Source organism: Streptomyces venetus, from assembly GCF_039540295.1.
GTDB classification, from domain to species: domain Bacteria; phylum Actinomycetota; class Actinomycetes; order Streptomycetales; family Streptomycetaceae; genus Streptomyces; species Streptomyces venetus.
Genome location: NZ_BAABET010000002.1, coordinates 449,135 through 464,446, shown reverse-complemented (window position 1 = coordinate 464,446; position 15,312 = coordinate 449,135). Strand labels below are relative to the sequence as shown.

14 protein-coding genes are annotated in these 15,312 nt (G+C 72.1%); 13 read left to right on the top strand and 1 reads right to left on the bottom strand.

All coding sequences use genetic code 11. The features are described from left to right. The first annotated feature begins 49 nt into the window (after nt 1–49). From ABEA82_RS07010 to ABEA82_RS06990, 5 genes are all read left to right on the top strand, one after another. Entirely contained in the window at nt 50–2,998 is a 2,949-nt protein-coding gene (locus ABEA82_RS07010; RefSeq protein WP_345660499.1) for a LuxR C-terminal-related transcriptional regulator, read from the top strand. Nucleotides 2,999–3,048: 50 nt separating this feature from the next. Next, nucleotides 3,049–3,960 (top strand): anti-sigma factor RsbA family regulatory protein, encoded by a 912-nt coding sequence (locus ABEA82_RS07005; protein ID WP_345660498.1) that lies wholly within the window; start codon nt 3,049–3,051, stop codon nt 3,958–3,960. A gap of 96 nt (nt 3,961–4,056) precedes the next feature. Beyond that, complete coding sequence (locus ABEA82_RS07000) at nt 4,057–4,539, top strand: ATP-binding protein (RefSeq protein ID WP_345660497.1); 483 nt, start codon at nt 4,057–4,059, stop codon at nt 4,537–4,539. Between the two features lie 180 nt (nt 4,540–4,719). Then, on the top strand, nt 4,720–6,036 hold the full coding sequence (locus ABEA82_RS06995) for an Nramp family divalent metal transporter (protein WP_345660496.1): 1,317 nt from the start codon (nt 4,720–4,722) through the stop codon (nt 6,034–6,036). Nucleotides 6,037–6,053: 17 nt separating this feature from the next. Continuing rightward, nucleotides 6,054–6,503: a hypothetical protein gene (locus ABEA82_RS06990; protein ID WP_345660495.1), complete on the top strand. Its 450-nt coding sequence runs from the start codon at nt 6,054–6,056 to the stop codon at nt 6,501–6,503. Nucleotides 6,504–6,515: 12 nt separating this feature from the next. Here ABEA82_RS06990 and ABEA82_RS06985 read toward each other — a convergent pair whose 3' ends face one another. Then, nucleotides 6,516–8,204 (bottom strand): chitinase, encoded by a 1,689-nt coding sequence (locus ABEA82_RS06985; RefSeq protein WP_345660494.1) that lies wholly within the window; start codon nt 8,202–8,204, stop codon nt 6,516–6,518. A gap of 283 nt (nt 8,205–8,487) precedes the next feature. Between ABEA82_RS06985 and ABEA82_RS06980 the strand changes: the two genes are divergently transcribed. From ABEA82_RS06980 to ABEA82_RS06945, 8 genes are all read left to right on the top strand, one after another. Next, the gene (locus ABEA82_RS06980) at nt 8,488–9,321 is read left to right on the top strand and encodes a hypothetical protein (protein WP_345660989.1); all 834 of its coding nucleotides are present in this window, start codon (nt 8,488–8,490) and stop codon (nt 9,319–9,321) included. A gap of 70 nt (nt 9,322–9,391) precedes the next feature. After that, nucleotides 9,392–10,099 carry a Flp pilus assembly protein CpaB gene (cpaB, locus tag ABEA82_RS06975; protein WP_345660493.1) on the top strand — a complete coding sequence of 236 codons (708 nt, stop codon included), beginning with the start codon at nt 9,392–9,394 and terminating at the stop codon, nt 10,097–10,099. Nucleotides 10,100–10,108: 9 nt separating this feature from the next. Continuing rightward, a complete protein-coding gene (locus ABEA82_RS06970) occupies nt 10,109–11,359 on the top strand; it encodes a CpaE/TadZ family protein (RefSeq protein WP_345660492.1) in 1,251 nt (416 codons plus the stop codon). Beyond that, a complete protein-coding gene (locus tag ABEA82_RS06965) occupies nt 11,356–11,736 on the top strand; it encodes a pilus assembly protein (protein WP_345660491.1) in 381 nt (126 codons plus the stop codon). Before ABEA82_RS06970 ends, ABEA82_RS06965 begins: the two co-directional genes overlap by 4 nt. A 1-nt stretch (nt 11,737) precedes the next feature. After that, nucleotides 11,738–12,091 carry a TadE/TadG family type IV pilus assembly protein gene (locus tag ABEA82_RS06960; protein WP_345660490.1) on the top strand — a complete coding sequence of 118 codons (354 nt, stop codon included), beginning with the start codon at nt 11,738–11,740 and terminating at the stop codon, nt 12,089–12,091. A gap of 15 nt (nt 12,092–12,106) precedes the next feature. Next, nucleotides 12,107–13,444, top strand: a complete 1,338-nt coding sequence (locus ABEA82_RS06955; protein WP_345660489.1) for a TadA family conjugal transfer-associated ATPase — start codon at nt 12,107–12,109, stop codon at nt 13,442–13,444. Nucleotides 13,445–13,453: 9 nt separating this feature from the next. Then, nucleotides 13,454–14,398, top strand: coding sequence for a type II secretion system F family protein (locus ABEA82_RS06950; RefSeq protein WP_345660488.1), 945 nt, complete (start codon nt 13,454–13,456; stop codon nt 14,396–14,398). A gap of 16 nt (nt 14,399–14,414) precedes the next feature. Beyond that, nucleotides 14,415–15,302: a DUF5936 domain-containing protein gene (locus ABEA82_RS06945; protein WP_345660487.1), complete on the top strand. Its 888-nt coding sequence runs from the start codon at nt 14,415–14,417 to the stop codon at nt 15,300–15,302. Nucleotides 15,303–15,312 lie beyond the last annotated feature (10 nt).

Sequence of the window (15,312 nt, the reverse complement as noted above, 5' to 3'; positions counted from 1 at the left end):
GACTGTCCGGGCCCCCCGGGACCACACTCCTCCAGAGGACTGGCTGATCATGGGCGGATCAGCGCCACGACGGGATCACCAACTGCCGGTCGAGACGACCAGCTTCGTCGACCGGCGTGGCGAACTGAACGAGGGCCGCGAGCTGTTGGCCCGCGCACGGCTGGTGACGCTGACCGGGCCGGGCGGTGTCGGCAAGACCCGGCTCGCCGCGCGCATCGCGGCCCGTGTGCGGAGGGCGTTCCCGGACGGCGTGCGCTTCGTGCACCTGTCCGGACTGCACGACCCGGCACTCGTGCCCCTCGCCGCCGCGGACGCGCTCGGGCTGCACGACCACTCCGCCCAGCCGCCGCTGCACGCCCTCGTCGAGCAGGTGCGGGACCGGCGGCTGCTCCTCGTCGTCGACAACTGCGAGCATCTGGTGGGCGCCTGCGCGCGGCTCGCCGCGGCGCTGCTGCACGGCACCGGGGGAGTCCGCGTCCTCGCCACCAGCCGGCACCGGCTCGGGCTCACCGAGGAACACCTGCTGGAGGTACGGCCGCTGCCGGTCCCCGACCCGGACGGCGACCTGTCCGCCGCCGAGGGGTATCCGGCCCTCACCCTCTTCGCCGACCGGGCCGCCGCGGTCGTCCCCGGCTTCCGGCTCACCCGCGGCAACCTGGAATCCGTGGCCCGCCTGTGCCGCCGCCTCGACGGTCTGCCCCTCGCCATCGAACTCGCCGCGGTGCGGATGCGCGTCCTCGACGTCGACCAGCTCCTGGACCGCCTCGACGACCGCTACCGCTTCCTCACCACCGGCAGCCCCGCCGCCCTGCCCCGCCACCAGACCCTGCGGGCGGCGGTCGCCTGGAGCCACGACCTGTGCACCGGCCCCGAGCAGTCGGTGTGGGCCCGGCTGTCGGTCCTCGCGGGCAGCTTCGACCTGGAAACGGCGGAGGCGGTGTGCGCGGCCGGTCCCGGGGCGGGGGAGGCCGGGCGGGGAACCGGCCTGGTGCCGAAGCAGGTTCTCCGGCCGGAGGGTCCGGCGGGCCGCGCCGGCGGAGCGGTGCGGGGAGTGACGTCCGGTGAATGTGCCCGGCCCGCGCAGGCGCTCGCGGCGACCGTGACGCTGCCCCCGCTCGCAGGGGCTCCCGGGGGCGCGGTGCCGTCCGTGCCCGGCCCGGCCGGCGGGCTCGCGCCGCTGCCCGCCTCGCGCCCCGATCTCCCGGTCGCTTCCCACCCCGGCGTCAGCCCCGGCGGCCCGGCCCCGCCCCACCCCGTGCCGTGCCCCGGCACCCTGACACTGCCTCCGGTGGTGTCCGGCCAGGGCGGTGTGATGGCGCCTTCGGTGGTGTCTGGCCAGGGCGGTGTGATCGCGTCCCCGGCTGTGCCCGGCCAGGGCGGTGTGATCGCGCCTCCGGTGGTGTCTGGCCAAGGTGGCGTCATGGCGCCTCCGGTGGTGTCCGGCCAAGTGGCGTCCCCGGCTGTGTCCGGCCAGGGCGGCGTCATCGCACCCCCGGCCGTGTCGGACCGGGGCAGTATCACCGCGCCCCCGGCCGTTGACGCCGCAGGGGACCGGCATGCCGGGACCGCTCCCGTCGGACTTCGTACCGACGAAGTTCTCGACGCCGTCGCCGGGCTCGTGGACAAGTCGGTGCTGGGCCGGGAGCCGGGGCCCGGTGGTGTCCGGTACCGGATGCTCGACACGCTGCGGCAGTACGGGCTCGAGCGGCTGCGGCGGACGGCGGGGGAGGAGGACGCCGCCCGGCGGCGGCAGCGGGACTGGATGCTGCGGCGGGTCGAGGACTGCGAGCGGGGCTGGTTCGGGCCCGGGCAGCCGGAGACCGTCGCCCTGCTGCGCGCCGACCGGGACAACCTGCGCGCCGCCCTCGACTTCAGCCTCTCCACCCCGGGCGAAGCCCTCGCCGGACTGTGGATCGCCGGCGCCCTCTGGTTCTACTGGCACGCCTGCGGAGCCCCCCGCGAGGGCCTGTACTGGCTCGACCGGGCGCTGGCAGCCAACCCCGAGCCGACCCGGGAACGGGCCCGCGGCCTGTGGGTCGCCGGGCTGCTGGCGGCCGCCACCCAGGACTTCCCCCGGGGCCGCCGCCACGCCGGCGACGCCCTGGCCCTCGCCCGGGCGCTGGGCGACGCCGCCGAGGCCGCGCACGCCGAGTACGTCATCGGCGTCCTGAAGCTGTTCGGCGACGATCTGCCCGGCGCGCTCGTGCACTTCGAGGCCACCGTCGCCCGCGGCCCCGTGCCCGGTCAGCACCTGAGCTTCGTGGGCCTCGACCAGGTGGAACTCGCGTGCGCGCTGGGCTTCCTGGGCGAGGCGGGCCGTGCCGTGAAGGTGTGCGAGGACGCGTTGGCGCTCTGCGAGCGGCACGGCGAGCAGTGGGTACGGTCGTACGTACTGCGCATGCTGGCCCTCGCGCACACCGTCCGCCGCGACTGGCCCCTGGCCGAGCGGCACGCCCGTGACGCCCTGCGCCTGAAACTCGCCGTCCACGACGTCATCGGCATCGCCCTCACCCTCGACCTGCTCGCGTCCATCGCCGTCGAACGCGGCGCCCACCGGCACGCGGCCGTGCTGCTCGGCGGCGCCGACCGCGTCTGGACCGACATCGACGCCGCCCGCTGGGGCGCGCGCACCCTCACCTCCGTACGCAGGGACACCGAGGAGCGGGCCCGACTGGCCCTCGGACCGGACGCGTTCGAGCGGGCGCACCGGCGCGGCGCAGCCCTCGGCCTCGCGGAACTCGTCGCCCAGGCGCTCCAGGAACCGGCCCGCCCCCGCCCCGGAGCGCCGGAGGCCCCGTACGAGGACACCGCGGTCCGCCTCACCCGCCGCGAGACCGAGGTGGCCCGGCTCGTCGCCGAAGGGCTCGGAAACCAGCAGATCGCCGACCGTCTGGTGATCGCCCGCCGCACCGCCGAAGGCCACGTCGAACGCATCCTCAGCAAGCTCGGCTTCAGCAACCGCAGCCAGATCGCCGCCTGGGTGACGGCACAGCGCTGACCCGCCCCACCACAGACCAGGCGAACCGCCCACCTCCCGAGGGGGACCGTATGACCACCCGACAGCCCGCGACGCCCGCCGCGTTCGACCACCGCATGGCCGTCTTCGACTCCGACGACGCCTTCGTGGCCGCCGCCCTGCCCTTCCTCGGCGAAGGCCTCGCCGCACCCGGCGAACCACCGCCCGTCGCCATCGCCGACCCCCGCAACCTCGACCTCCTGCGCGACGCCCTCGGCAGCGACGCGAAGGACGTCGTCCACGTCCCGCACACCGACTGGTACACCGGCTCCGCCGCCAACGCCGTCGCCCGGGCCGCCGCCTACCTCACCGGCAACGCGGGCCCGGGCGGCCGGATCCACCTGCTCATGGAGCCCGTCTGGAGCGGCCGCGCCGGCCGCTCGGCCCGTGAGACCACCGAGTGGATCCGCTACGAGTCCCTCGCCAACCTCCTCTTCGCGCCCATGGCCACCATCGCCCTGTGCGCCTACGACACCCGCACCGCGGGGCTCGCCGTCGTCGCCGCGGCGCGCCGTGCCCACCCCGACACGGACGTGTACGAGGACCCGGTGCGGCTCGCCGCCGAACTCGACGCCGTCCCCCTCCCGTTGCCCCCGGCCGGTGCGCAGCCCCTCACCGGACCGCACGCCGCCGCCGTGCAGGCCTGGGCGGAGGCGCGGGGACTCGCCGCCGCCGACGCCGAGTTGTTCGCCACGGCTGTCGCCGAAGCGGCCGCCGCCCTGGCACCCCTGGACGGCACCGCCCTGCTGTGGGGCGAGGCGCCCGCCTGCGTCTGCGAACTGCGCTCGGCCCGCCCCGTCGGCGACCCGCTCGCCGGTTTCGTCCCGCCCCGGTCCTCCGGCCAGGAGCCCGGGCCGGGCCTGTGGTACGCCCGTCAGGTCTGCGCCTACGTCGACATCCGCGACGACGCCGAGGGCTCCACGGTCCGCCTCCAGTACGCGTGACGCCGTCCCCGGGGACGGCCCTCACCTGCACGAGCAGGTAGGGGATCGGGTAGTCCTCCCCCTGCGCCGGCCCGCCCCGGGAGACACCCTGGACCCATGCTGCGACTCTCCGGGCGACACCTCCCGGACCCCGACGCCCGGTACGGCCCGTTCCCGCAACCACCCCTGGGAGCGGGCCACCTGAGTGTCGAGTACGGCCCCGGCCCCGCCGCCGTCCGCGAGGCCCGCGCGCAGGTGCGCAGACAGTTGGAGGACTGGGGCCTCGCCGAACTCGGTGAGGTGGTGGACGTGGCCGAACTGCTCGTGGGTGAACTGGCCACCAACGCCGTGCTGCACGGCGGCAGCCGCTTCCGTCTCACCCTGTTCGCCGCGCACGGCGTACTGCGCTGCGAGGTGGCCGACGCGGAGCGCCGGGTGCCCCGGGTGGTGGACGCGGGCACCGGGGAGAGCGGCCGTGGGATGTTCCTGGTGGACGCGCTCGCCCGGCGCTGGGGGTGCCATCGGGACGGGCCGGGCAAGACCGTGTGGTTCGAACTCGGTACGTGCGGGGCGGACGGCTGTGGTCGGCGACAGCCGTGACGCTCCGCTGGGGGGCCTTGGCGGTTCGTCCAGCCGCCTTGGCCTGCTCCCGGTCCGCGGGTCTGTTGTGGCTGGTCGCGCCCACGCGGCGGAGCCGCATATCGGCACTGCCCCGCGCCCCTAGGCCGATTGCCTCACGCCCTCTTGTCGGCCCGGCCTCTTTGATGTTTCTTGACCTTCATGGCGGATATCACGGGCAACACCACGGAGAACGAAGCCCAGCACCCCCCTCAGCCGCGCAAGGCCAGTTGGAAGTACATCGGGCCCGGCATCGTCGTCGCCGCGACCGGGGTCGGGGCCGGTGACCTGGTCGCCACGCTGATCGCGGGCAGCAACTTCGGCTACACCCTCCTGTGGGCCGCGATCATCGGCTGCCTGGTCAAGATCTCACTGGCCGAGGCGGCGGGCCGCTGGCACCTGTCCACGGGACGCACCCTGTTCGACGGCTGGGCGAGCCTCGGCCGCTGGACCACCTGGTTCTTCGCCGTGTACGTGGTCGTGTGGGGCTTCGTCTACGGCGCGGCGGCGATGTCGTCGAGCGCGCTGCCGCTCCAGGCGCTGTTCCCGGACGTGATGGACCTGAAGTGGTGGGGCATCGCCTGCGGTCTGGTCGGTCTGGTCTTCGTCTGGTTCAACAAGTACGCGGTGTTCGAGAAGGTCATGACGATCCTGGTGGGCGTCATGTTCGTGGTGACGGTGTACCTGGCGATCCGGGTCACCCCGAACCTCGGCGACGCCTTCGCGGGGCTCCTGCCGGTGCTGCCCGACGAGAAGGACTCGATCCTCAACACCCTGGGCCTGATCGGCGGCGTCGGCGGCACCATCACGCTCGCGGCGTACGGCTACTGGGTCAACGCCAAGGGCTGGACCGACACCGGCTGGATGAAGGTCATGCGCCTCGACAACCGCGTCGCCTACATCACGACGGGCATCTTCGTGATCGCCATGCTCTTCGTCGGCGCGGAGATGCTGCACTCCGCGAACGTCGCGATCGCGAGCGGCGACAAGGGCCTGGTCCAGCTGAGCGACATCCTGGAGAAGGAGTACGGCGCGGCCACGGCGAAGTTCTTCCTGGTCGGCTTCTTCGCCACGTCCTTCACCTCGCTGATCGGCGTCTGGCACGGCGTGAGCCTGATGTTCGCCGACTTCGTGGCCCGGCTGACCGGCACGGGGCAGGCCAAGGGCGAGGAGGTCGCCTCGGGGACCCGCGAACGCTCCTGGCCCTTCCGCGCCTACCTGCTCTGGCTGACCTTCCCGCCGATGATCCTGCTCTTCGAGGGCCAGCCGTTCCGCCTGGTCATCATCTACGGCGTCCTCGGCGCGGCCTTCATGCCGTTCCTCGCCGCCACCCTGATCTGGCTCCTGAACTCCTCCCGTACGCCACGCGAGTGGCGCAACGGTCCGGTGAGCAACGCCATGCTCGGCATCGCCGGGCTGCTGTTCCTGGTCCTGTGCGTGAAGCAGATCTGGGACCAGCCGTGGGGGGAGTTCTTCTAGGCAGGGAGAATCGACGGATGACCGAGCAGCCACCTCCACTTCCCGGCCCCGGCTTCGGCCCGCCCCCGCCGCAGTACGCCCCCGCACCTCCGCAGTACGCAGCCGCGCCGCCGCAGTACGCGCCCGCGCCGCCGCACGCGCCCGCACCGCCTCCGTACGGCCAGGTCCCGCCCCAACCGGCACCGGCCGGCCCGGACTTCCTCGCCGTCGACAAGCGCAACGCGGTGGTCGTCGACGCGTCCGGCGTCGCCTTCGAGTCGTCGGGGCTGTCGATCGAGTTCCGCTGGCCCGAGATCCGCAGCGTCCACTACCAGGCGAGCCCCAACGGCAAGGCGCTGATGGTCGCCGTCATCCATGTGGACGGCCGGTTCTTCGAGTGCCTGGTGGAGGCCAAGCCCAGGTCGCGGCTCCAGGAGTGGTTCCCGCAGCTGGCCTGGGTGCTCGGCCACTACCGTCCGGCGGGGTGAGGCCGGCGGTGCCTACGGCAGCGCGTGCACATGCGGCCCCACCGCGGCGGACCACGCGTTGCCCGCCGTCGCGTCCCAGTTCGTCGACCAGGTCATCGCGCCCCGCAGGCCGGGATACGTCCTGGGCGGTTTGAACGAACCGCAGTTCGTGCCCTTGGCCAGGCAGTCCAGGGCGTTGTTCACGACCGACGGCGCCACATAGCCGCTCCCCGCGCCCCGGGTCGAGGCCGGCAGACCCAGGCCGACCTGGGACGGGGCGAGGCCGCCCTCCAGCTGGATACAGGCCAGGGCGGTGAGGAAGTCCACCGAGCCCTGGCTGTACACCTTGCCGTCGCAGCCCAGCATGGAACCGCTGTTGTAGTACTGCATGTTGACGACCGTGAGGATGTCTTTGATGTTCAGGGCCGTCTGGAAGTAGGCGTTCGACGTCGACTGCATGTCGATGGTCTGCGGCGCCATCGTGATGACCAGCGACGAGCCCGCCTTCGACGAGAGCGACCGCAGCGCCTGCGTCATGTAGGTCGCGTTCAGCCCGTTCTCCAGGTCGATGTCGACGCCGTCGAAGCCGTACGTCTGCATCAGGGAGTACACCGAGTTCGCGAAGTTCGTCGCGGAGGCCGCGTCGTTCACCGTGACCGCGCCGCGCTCACCGCCGACGGAGACGACGACCTTCTTCCCGGCGGCCTGCTTGGCCCTGATGTCCGCCTTGAACTGGTCGACGGTGTAGCCGCCCAGGCCGGCCGAGTCCAGGGCGAAGGTCACCGCGCCCGGCGTCGGGGTCGCGTCCGCGAAGGCGACCGCGATGATGTCGTACGGGGACTGGACGTCGGCGAGCTTCTGGACCGTGGCGCCGTTGTCGAAGTTCTGCCAGTAGCCGGTCACCGCGTGCTTGGGGAGGGCGGGGCCCGGGCCGCTCGGCGTGTTCGTCGTCCCCGTCACCGCCGCCGACTTCGGCGACTCACCGGCGGCGTTGACCGCCGTCACCCGGAAGGAGTAGGCCGTCGAGGCCGCGAGCCCGGTGACGGTCGCCGAGGTGCCGGTCACCGCCGTCACCTTGGTGCCGTCGCGGTAGACGTTGTAGCCGGTGGCGCCCGAGACGGTGTTCCAGGCCAGCGACACCGAGGAGGACGTCGTGCCGGAGACGTTCAGGCCGCTCGGCGCGGCCGGGACGGTGGGACCCGGGTCGGTGCCGCCGCCCCCGTCGGGCCCGTACACCGAGACGTCGTCGGCGTAGTACGCGGCCTGCCCGTACCAGCCGTGCGTGTACACCGTCACCGATGTCGTCGAGGGGCCGGTCCTGAAGGACGTCGACAGCTGCTTCCATGAGGAGGAGTCCGGGGTCCAGGTGGACACGTCCGTCGTGCCGGTGCCCGTCACGCCCAGGTAGGCGTACCCGCCCCGCACCCAGGCGCCCAGCGTGTACGTCGAGTCGGGCCGCACCTTCACCGTCTGACCGCAGCGGGCGTTGTCCTGCCCCGCCGGGGTGGCCTTCAGCGCCGCCGTGCCGGTGTGCACCGGGGAGGAGACGGCCGTGCCGCTGCCCGCGGAACAGGTCCAGTCGCTCAGGCCCGACTCGAAGCCGGCGTTCCTGGCGTTGTTGACGTCGGCGGCGGACGCCTGGCCGACGGTCGTGACAGTGAGGGCCAGGGCGGCCATGAGGGCGCCCGGCCACAGCCGTGGGTGTCGCCTGTATCTGAACATGACAAGAAAGTGGTCCAGACCAACGGTCCTGTCAATAGGTTCAGACCAATCGGGGGAGCGGAGAGATGCTCAACCTGCCCCGTTTTGACGCACCTTGTGCCACCACAGTTCCTCGAGAGCTACACAAACGCTGTTCTCCGGCCACAGAGCCGTGGATACAGTGCTGAGGTAGTCACGCAGTGAAGTCATCAAGGTGTGCCGGAGTGACCCACCGGCGCTCCGACGGGCTTGGGGAATCGGGGAGCTGCGCGTGTCAACTGCCATCGCCGTGACCAGTGCCGACATGGCGCTGCCGCCACACGACGAACGCACCCTGCCCGCCGTCGTGCTGCGGGACGTCGACCGGCGCCCCCTGGAGCACGCCCTCGCCGAGATGCAGACCCTGGTCGAGCAGCACGGGCACGTGATCGTGGTCTGCTCACCGGCCGCCCCCACCGCCGTGCAGCGACGCCTGCACACCCTGCGCTCCCTGATGGAGAGCGACCGCATCGCGCTCTTCCGGCCGGAACTGCCCCCGCTCGGCATCGCCGTCCTCGCACGTCAGCTCAGACAACTCGCCTCCTGCGACATCAGCCCGGGCGTCCTGGCCTCGGCCGGCCGGCTGCTCGTCCACTACATCCACGCCGGGGCGCTGCTCGGCTCCGTCGCACGGCTCGACCGCGTCCCCGTCGGCCTGAAGTCGCACGCCAAGTCCTGGGTCCCCGGCAGCCAGTTCGGCGTCCTCGCCCATCCCGAGCCACAACTCGTCAGGATCACCCCCGAAGCCGCCCTCCCCGGCCCCGAGTTCGGCACGTGGATGCTGGTCGCCAAGGGGCAGCTGCCGTCCGACTGGGTCACCGGCACCCTCGCCCCGTCCTGGAAGGCGCAGGGGCTGCGCGAGGTCCCCCTGCCCGCCGAATCACCCGGCTGGTGGGGCACCGGCAAGATGGTCGAGTTCTGCAGCTACCTGCCCGACCTGTCGGTCCTCTACCAACTGGTCACCTCCGTACGGCGCGGCTCCTGCCACTGGTGCGGCATCGACGTGATCGGCGACCGCTGCGTCTTCTGCTCGGTCATGCCACCCGTCCACGACAGCCCGCCCCCCGAACAGCCCGAGAACCGAACGGCCGTCGGGTGAGCCCTGACACCGCTCGTCAGCACTGCTCCGATCCGGCTCGACCGATACCCCCAACGAGGTTGCACGGTTCATGAACTCCCGTCAGCGCCGCGGCGTGATTCTCCTGCTCCTGTCGGTCCTCTGCGCCCTCGGCGCCTTCGCCGGCGTGCTCTCCGTCATCAGCGACGTGAAGTCCAAGGTCGGCCCCGAGGTCACCGCCTACCGGCTGAAGTCCGACGTGCCGCCCTACACCACCCTGACCGCGGGCCAGTTCGAGAAGACCAAGATGCCCGAGAGGTGGCTGTCGGCCAACGCGGTCACGGACCTGCGGGAGATCCAGGGCAAGATCGCCGTCACCACCCTGCGCGCGGGCTCCCTGCTCCAGTCCGACATGATCGTCCGCCGGCCGGCTCTGCGGCCGGGCCAGCAGGAGGTCGCCATCATGATCGACGCGGCCACCGGCGTGGCCGGCAAGATCACACCCGGCTCCTCGGTCAACGTGTACGCCACCTTCGAGGGCAAGCGCGAGAGCGACCCCGACCAGTCGAAGATCATCGTGACCAACGCCAAGGTCATCGACGTCGGCGAACTGACCGCGCTGAAGCCGGACGAGAGCAACCGGGGCCGGCAGCCCACCGACGCCGTCCCCATCACCTTCGCGCTGTCCGCCCTCGACGCCCAGCGCGTCACCTACGCCGAGTCGTTCGCCCAGCGGGTCCGGCTCGCCCTCGTCGCACCCGGCGGCGACACCACCGTCCCGGAGCAGGACCGGACGTACGAACTCGCGAAGGACAAGTGAGAGGCTCGCATGCCCACGAGGATCCTCCCGGCAGTCGGTGACGCGGACGCCGTCCGGTCCGTCACGACGCTGCTCAGCCAGCTCCCGGACGCCGAACCCGTCTCCCCGGTCGTCGACTCCACCCAGCTCGTCGACACCCTCGCTCGCCTGGCCGCCGAGTCCGTCGACGAACTGCCCGAGGTCGTGGTGGTGCACGAGCGGATCGGCCCGGTCCCCGCGCTGGAACTGATCCGCGAAGTGGCCCTGCGCTTCCCGGCCGTCGGCGTCATCCTCGTCACCTCCGACGCGAGCCCCGGCCTCTTCCAGGCCGCCATGGACTACGGCGCCCGCGGCCTGGTCGCCCTGCCCCTCAGCTACGAGGAACTGGCCAGCCGCGTCCAGGCGGTCGCCCAGTGGTCCGTCGGCGTCCGACGGCACCTGGGCGCCGGAAAAGACGTGTTCACCGGCGTCGGCGGCACCGTCGTCACGGTCAGCGGAGCCAAGGGCGGCGTGGGCGCCACCCTCACCGCGATCCAGCTGGCCCTGGCCGCCCAGGCCTCCGGCCGCGCCACCGCCCTGGTCGACATGGACCTCCAGACCGGCGACATCGCCTCCTACCTGGACGTGCAGTTCCGCCGCTCCGTCGTCGACCTGGCCGCCATCACGGACATCTCCCCGCGCGTCCTGGCCGACGCCGTCTATCGCCACGACACCGGTCTCGCCCTGCTGCTCGCCCCCGCCGAAGGAGAACGCGGCGAGGACGTCACCGACCGCGCCGCCCGGCAGATCGTCAGCGCCCTGCGCTCCCGCTACGAGGTCGTCGTCGTCGACTGCGGCGCCCAGATCGGCGGCGCGGGGGCGGCGGCCGTGGAGATGGCCGACCGTGCCCTGCTGGTCACCACGCCGGACGTGGTCGCCGTACGGGGCGCCAAACGGGCGGTACGGATGTGGGACCGGCTCCAGATCCGCAAGGCCGAGGAGACCACCGTCGTCGTCAACCGGTACACCCGCAACACCGAGATCCAGCCCCCGCTGATCCAGAAGATCACCGGCACGGCGGTCGCCGCCACCGCGATCCCCGCCCACTTCAAGGAACTCCAGGGCGTCGTGGACGCGGGCCGGATCCACGAACTGGAGAACAAGAGCACGGTGAAGCAGGCCCTGTGGGGCCTCGCGGGTGAACTCGGCCTGGTCAAGGCATCCGAGGGCGCCCACCGGGCAGGCCGGTTCCGGGGCGGCGACCGGGGGTCGGTGAGCTTCCGCCGGCGCAGGGAGGGATGAGCGTGCCCTCGAGAGAGCGGGACCGGGGCCAGGTCACCATCGAGTTCCTCGGCATGACACCGACGATCATCGTGACGCTGGTGGCGCTGTGGCAGGTAGTCCTCGTGGGCTACACCTTCATCCTGGCGGGCAACGCCGCGGACGAGGCCGTGCGGCAGGGGACGGCGGCGGAGCCGGGGGCCCGCGCCGGTGCCTGCGAGGCCGCCGGTCTCCAGCATCTGTCGGAGGCGTGGCGATCCGGCGCCGAGGTGACCTGCGGTGGCTCCGGCTATGTCACGGCGGACGTCACGCTCGAAGTCCCCCTCCTCTTCCCGGGCACGCTGTCCGTCCCGATCCCGGTCAGGGGACACGCGGGCGCGGTCGAGGAGGCGGACTGAGATGCCTCCTGCCCGCACGGCCCGTGACCGCGGCCAGGTCGCCATCGAGTACATCGGCTTCCTGCCGATCCTGCTGCTCGTCGCCCTCGCGGCGGTACAGCTCGGCCTGATCGCCTACACGGCGCAGCAGGCCGGTACGGCGGCCCGCACCGGGGCGCGCAGCGCGTCGCTGGAGGGGCCGTACGAAGCCGACTGCCGGGCGGCGGTGAGCGGCTGGCTCGACGTGACCGGCTGCCCGGCGTCGTACGGCGGGGACGAGGTCACCGTCACGGCCACGGTGGAGATCCCCTCCCTCGTGCCCGGCTGGACCTTCGACCCGGCCCGCAAGACCGCGACGATGCCGCTCGACCACTGATCGGAGCACGGATCCATGAGCCTGCGAGCACGCATCAACACCCCTGAGGAGAACGGGAGCCGGGGCGAGGACGGTCACCTGGTCGCCTCCTACCGGGCCAAGCTCCTGGAGGAGATCGACCTCGCGGAGATGAGTTCGCTGGCCGCCGCCGAGCGCCGGGCGCGGCTGGAGCGGGTGCTCGGGCACATCATCAGCCGCGAGGGCCCGGTCCTGTCGACGGTCGAGCGCTCCCAGCTGATCCGCAGGGTCGTCGACGAGGCCCTGGGCCTGGGCATTCTGGAGCCCCTCCTGGAGGACGCCTCCATCACGGAGATCATGGTGAACGGCCCGGACGCGATCTTCGTGGAACGCGGCGGCCGGGTCGAACAACTGCCGCTGCGCTTCGCCTCGAACGACCAGCTGATGCAGACGATCGAACGGATCGTCTCGACCGTCAACCGCAGGGTCGACGAGTCGAACCCGATGGTCGACGCCCGCCTCCCCTCCGGCGAGCGGGTCAACGTCATCATCCCGCCCCTGTCCCTGACGGGCGCCACCCTCACGATCCGCCGCTTCCCGCGCTCCTTCACGCTCCACGAACTGACCGGCCTCGGCTCGCTCGACGACCACATGGTGTACCTGCTCGCGGGCCTGGTGCAGGCGAAGTTCAACGTCATCGTCTCCGGAGCCACCGGCACCGGCAAGACGACGCTGCTGAACGCCCTCTCCGGGCTCATCCCCGAGGGCGAGCGCATCATCACCATCGAGGACTCCGCCGAACTCCAGCTCCAGCAGGCCCACGTGATCCGCCTGGAGTCGCGCCCGCCGAACGTCGAGGGCAAGGGCCAGGTCACCATCCGCGACCTGGTCCGCAACTCCCTCCGGATGCGCCCCGACCGGATCGTGGTCGGTGAGGTCCGCGGCGGCGAGTCGCTGGACATGCTCCAGGCGATGTCCACCGGCCACGACGGCTCCCTCGCCACCGTCCACGCCAACAGCGCCGAGGACGCGCTGATGCGGCTCCAGACCCTCGCGTCCATGTCGGACGTGGAGATCCCCTTCGTCGCCCTGCACGACCAGATCAACAGCGCGGTGGACGTCATCGTGCAGCTGACCCGGTTCGCGGACGGCGCCCGCCGCATCACCGAGATCGCCCTGATGGACAGCCACGGCAGCGACCCGTACCGCCTGGTCACGGTCGCCCGCTTCCACGCACAGCCCATGACACCCGACGGCCGTATCCACGGCGTCTTCGAGCACTTCCCCCTCCCGCGCCGCACCGCCGACCGCCTCTACATGGCGAACCAGCCCATCCCGCAGGCCTTCGGCATCGCCCGCTCCGCGGACCAGCTAGCCACCCGAGAAGCCAGGTAGGACCGACCGATGGATCTGCACCAGCTCATCACGCTCACCACCGGCATCACCCTGCTGACCTGTGTCCTCGCGGTGGCCGGCCTGCACTCCTACGCCTCAGGCAAGGCACAGCGGCAGGCGCTGGTCGACCGCCTGTCCGCCACCGGCCAGAACCCGGCCGGGGGCCGCCGCCGGCACTTCGGCACCCTGGACCGCCGACTGCGGCGCACCGGGCTCGGCAGGAAGCTCGAACTCCGGCTGGCGGCGACCGGCCTGGACGTCACGCCGGGCGAGTTCTTCGTCTACATGCTCGCCATGGTCGCGGGCCTGTGGCTGATCGGCCAGGCCGCACTGGCCCCGTTCTTCGGCCCGCTGGCGGGCCTGCTGGGCATCGGGGTGGCGATCCAGTTCCTCAACTGGCAGCGGCAGAAACGGATCGAGAAGTTCATCAACCAGCTCCCCGAAATGGCCAGGATCCTCGCCAACGCGACCCAGGCGGGCCTCGCCCTGCGCACGGCGATCGGCATGGCGGCGGAGGAGATGGAGGCCCCGGCCGGCGAGGAACTCGGCAAGGTCTCCGCCCAGCTGGCCGTCGGCGCGTCGATGGACGACGCACTGGGCGAGATGGCCGACCGCCTCCCCTCCCGCGAGCTGGTCGTCCTCGTCACCACCCTGGTCCTCTCCAACCGGGCGGGCGGCCAGGTGGTGAGCGCCCTGCGCAACCTGACCGAGACGCTGGAGGAACGCAAGGAGACCCGGCGCGAGGTCCGCACCCAGCTTTCCCAGGTCACCATGACGTCGTACGCCGTCCCGGTCCTGGGCGTCGGCTCGCTCTTCCTGATGAACGGGGTGAAGGACGGCGCCCTGGACCGCATGACCGGCTCCCCCTTCGGTCAGGGAGCGGTCATCATCGCCTTCTCCCTCTACGCCGTCGGCTTCGTCCTCATCCGCCGCCTGTCCCGCATCGACGTCTGAGGACCGGAGGGAATCCATGGGACTGCTACTCGCCCTGCTCACGGGTCTCAGCGTCTGGGGTGTCTTCGCCGGCATCCGCATGTACCGGGCCGAGGCCAGACTCCCCGGCGACCTCGCCCTCGCCCTGGAGGTCGGCGCCACCCGCACCGGCGCGGTCGACTCGCTCATCGACCGCATGGGCATGCGCTACGCCCCCGCGGTGCTCCGCCTGATGGGCCCGAAGCAGGTCGCCAAGTACCGCCGCAAGATCGACCTGGCGGGCAACCCCGGCGGCCTGACGATAGACCGCTACGCGGCCCGGCGAGCCGTCTACGGGTTCCTCGGGGGCGTCGGCTTCCTGGTGTTCCTGATGCGGGGCCAGTGGCTCGTCGCCCTCCTCCTGCTGGCCTTCGGCGCGTTCTGGACGGAGGTCGGCATCTGGTCCGCGATCCGCATCCGCAAGGACGTCATCGAACGGACCCTGCCGGACTTCCTGGACGTCCTCGCGGTCGTGGTGAGCGCGGGCCTCGGCTTCCGCCAGGCCCTGGACCGGGTCGCGTCCAGGTACGAGGGCCCGTGGGCCGACGAACTGCGCATCACCCTGCGCCAGATGGACCTCGGCATGAGCCGCCGCGAGGCCTTCGCGGAACTGCGCCGACGGAACGACTCCGAGCAGGTCGCCATGTTCGTCACGGCGTTGCAGCAGGGCGAGGAACTGGGCGCGCCGATCGTCGACACGCTCGTCTCCCTCGCCAAGGACATGCGGCGCACGGACGCGCAGAACGCGCGCCGCAAGGCCGCGCGGGCCGTCCCCAAGGCGACGATGATGATCACCACCTTCATGGTCCCGGCCACCATGCTCCTCCTCGGAGCCGGCCTGATCCTGGGCTCGGGCACGGACTTCGGCGCGGTCACGGGCAAGTAGGAAGGGACGG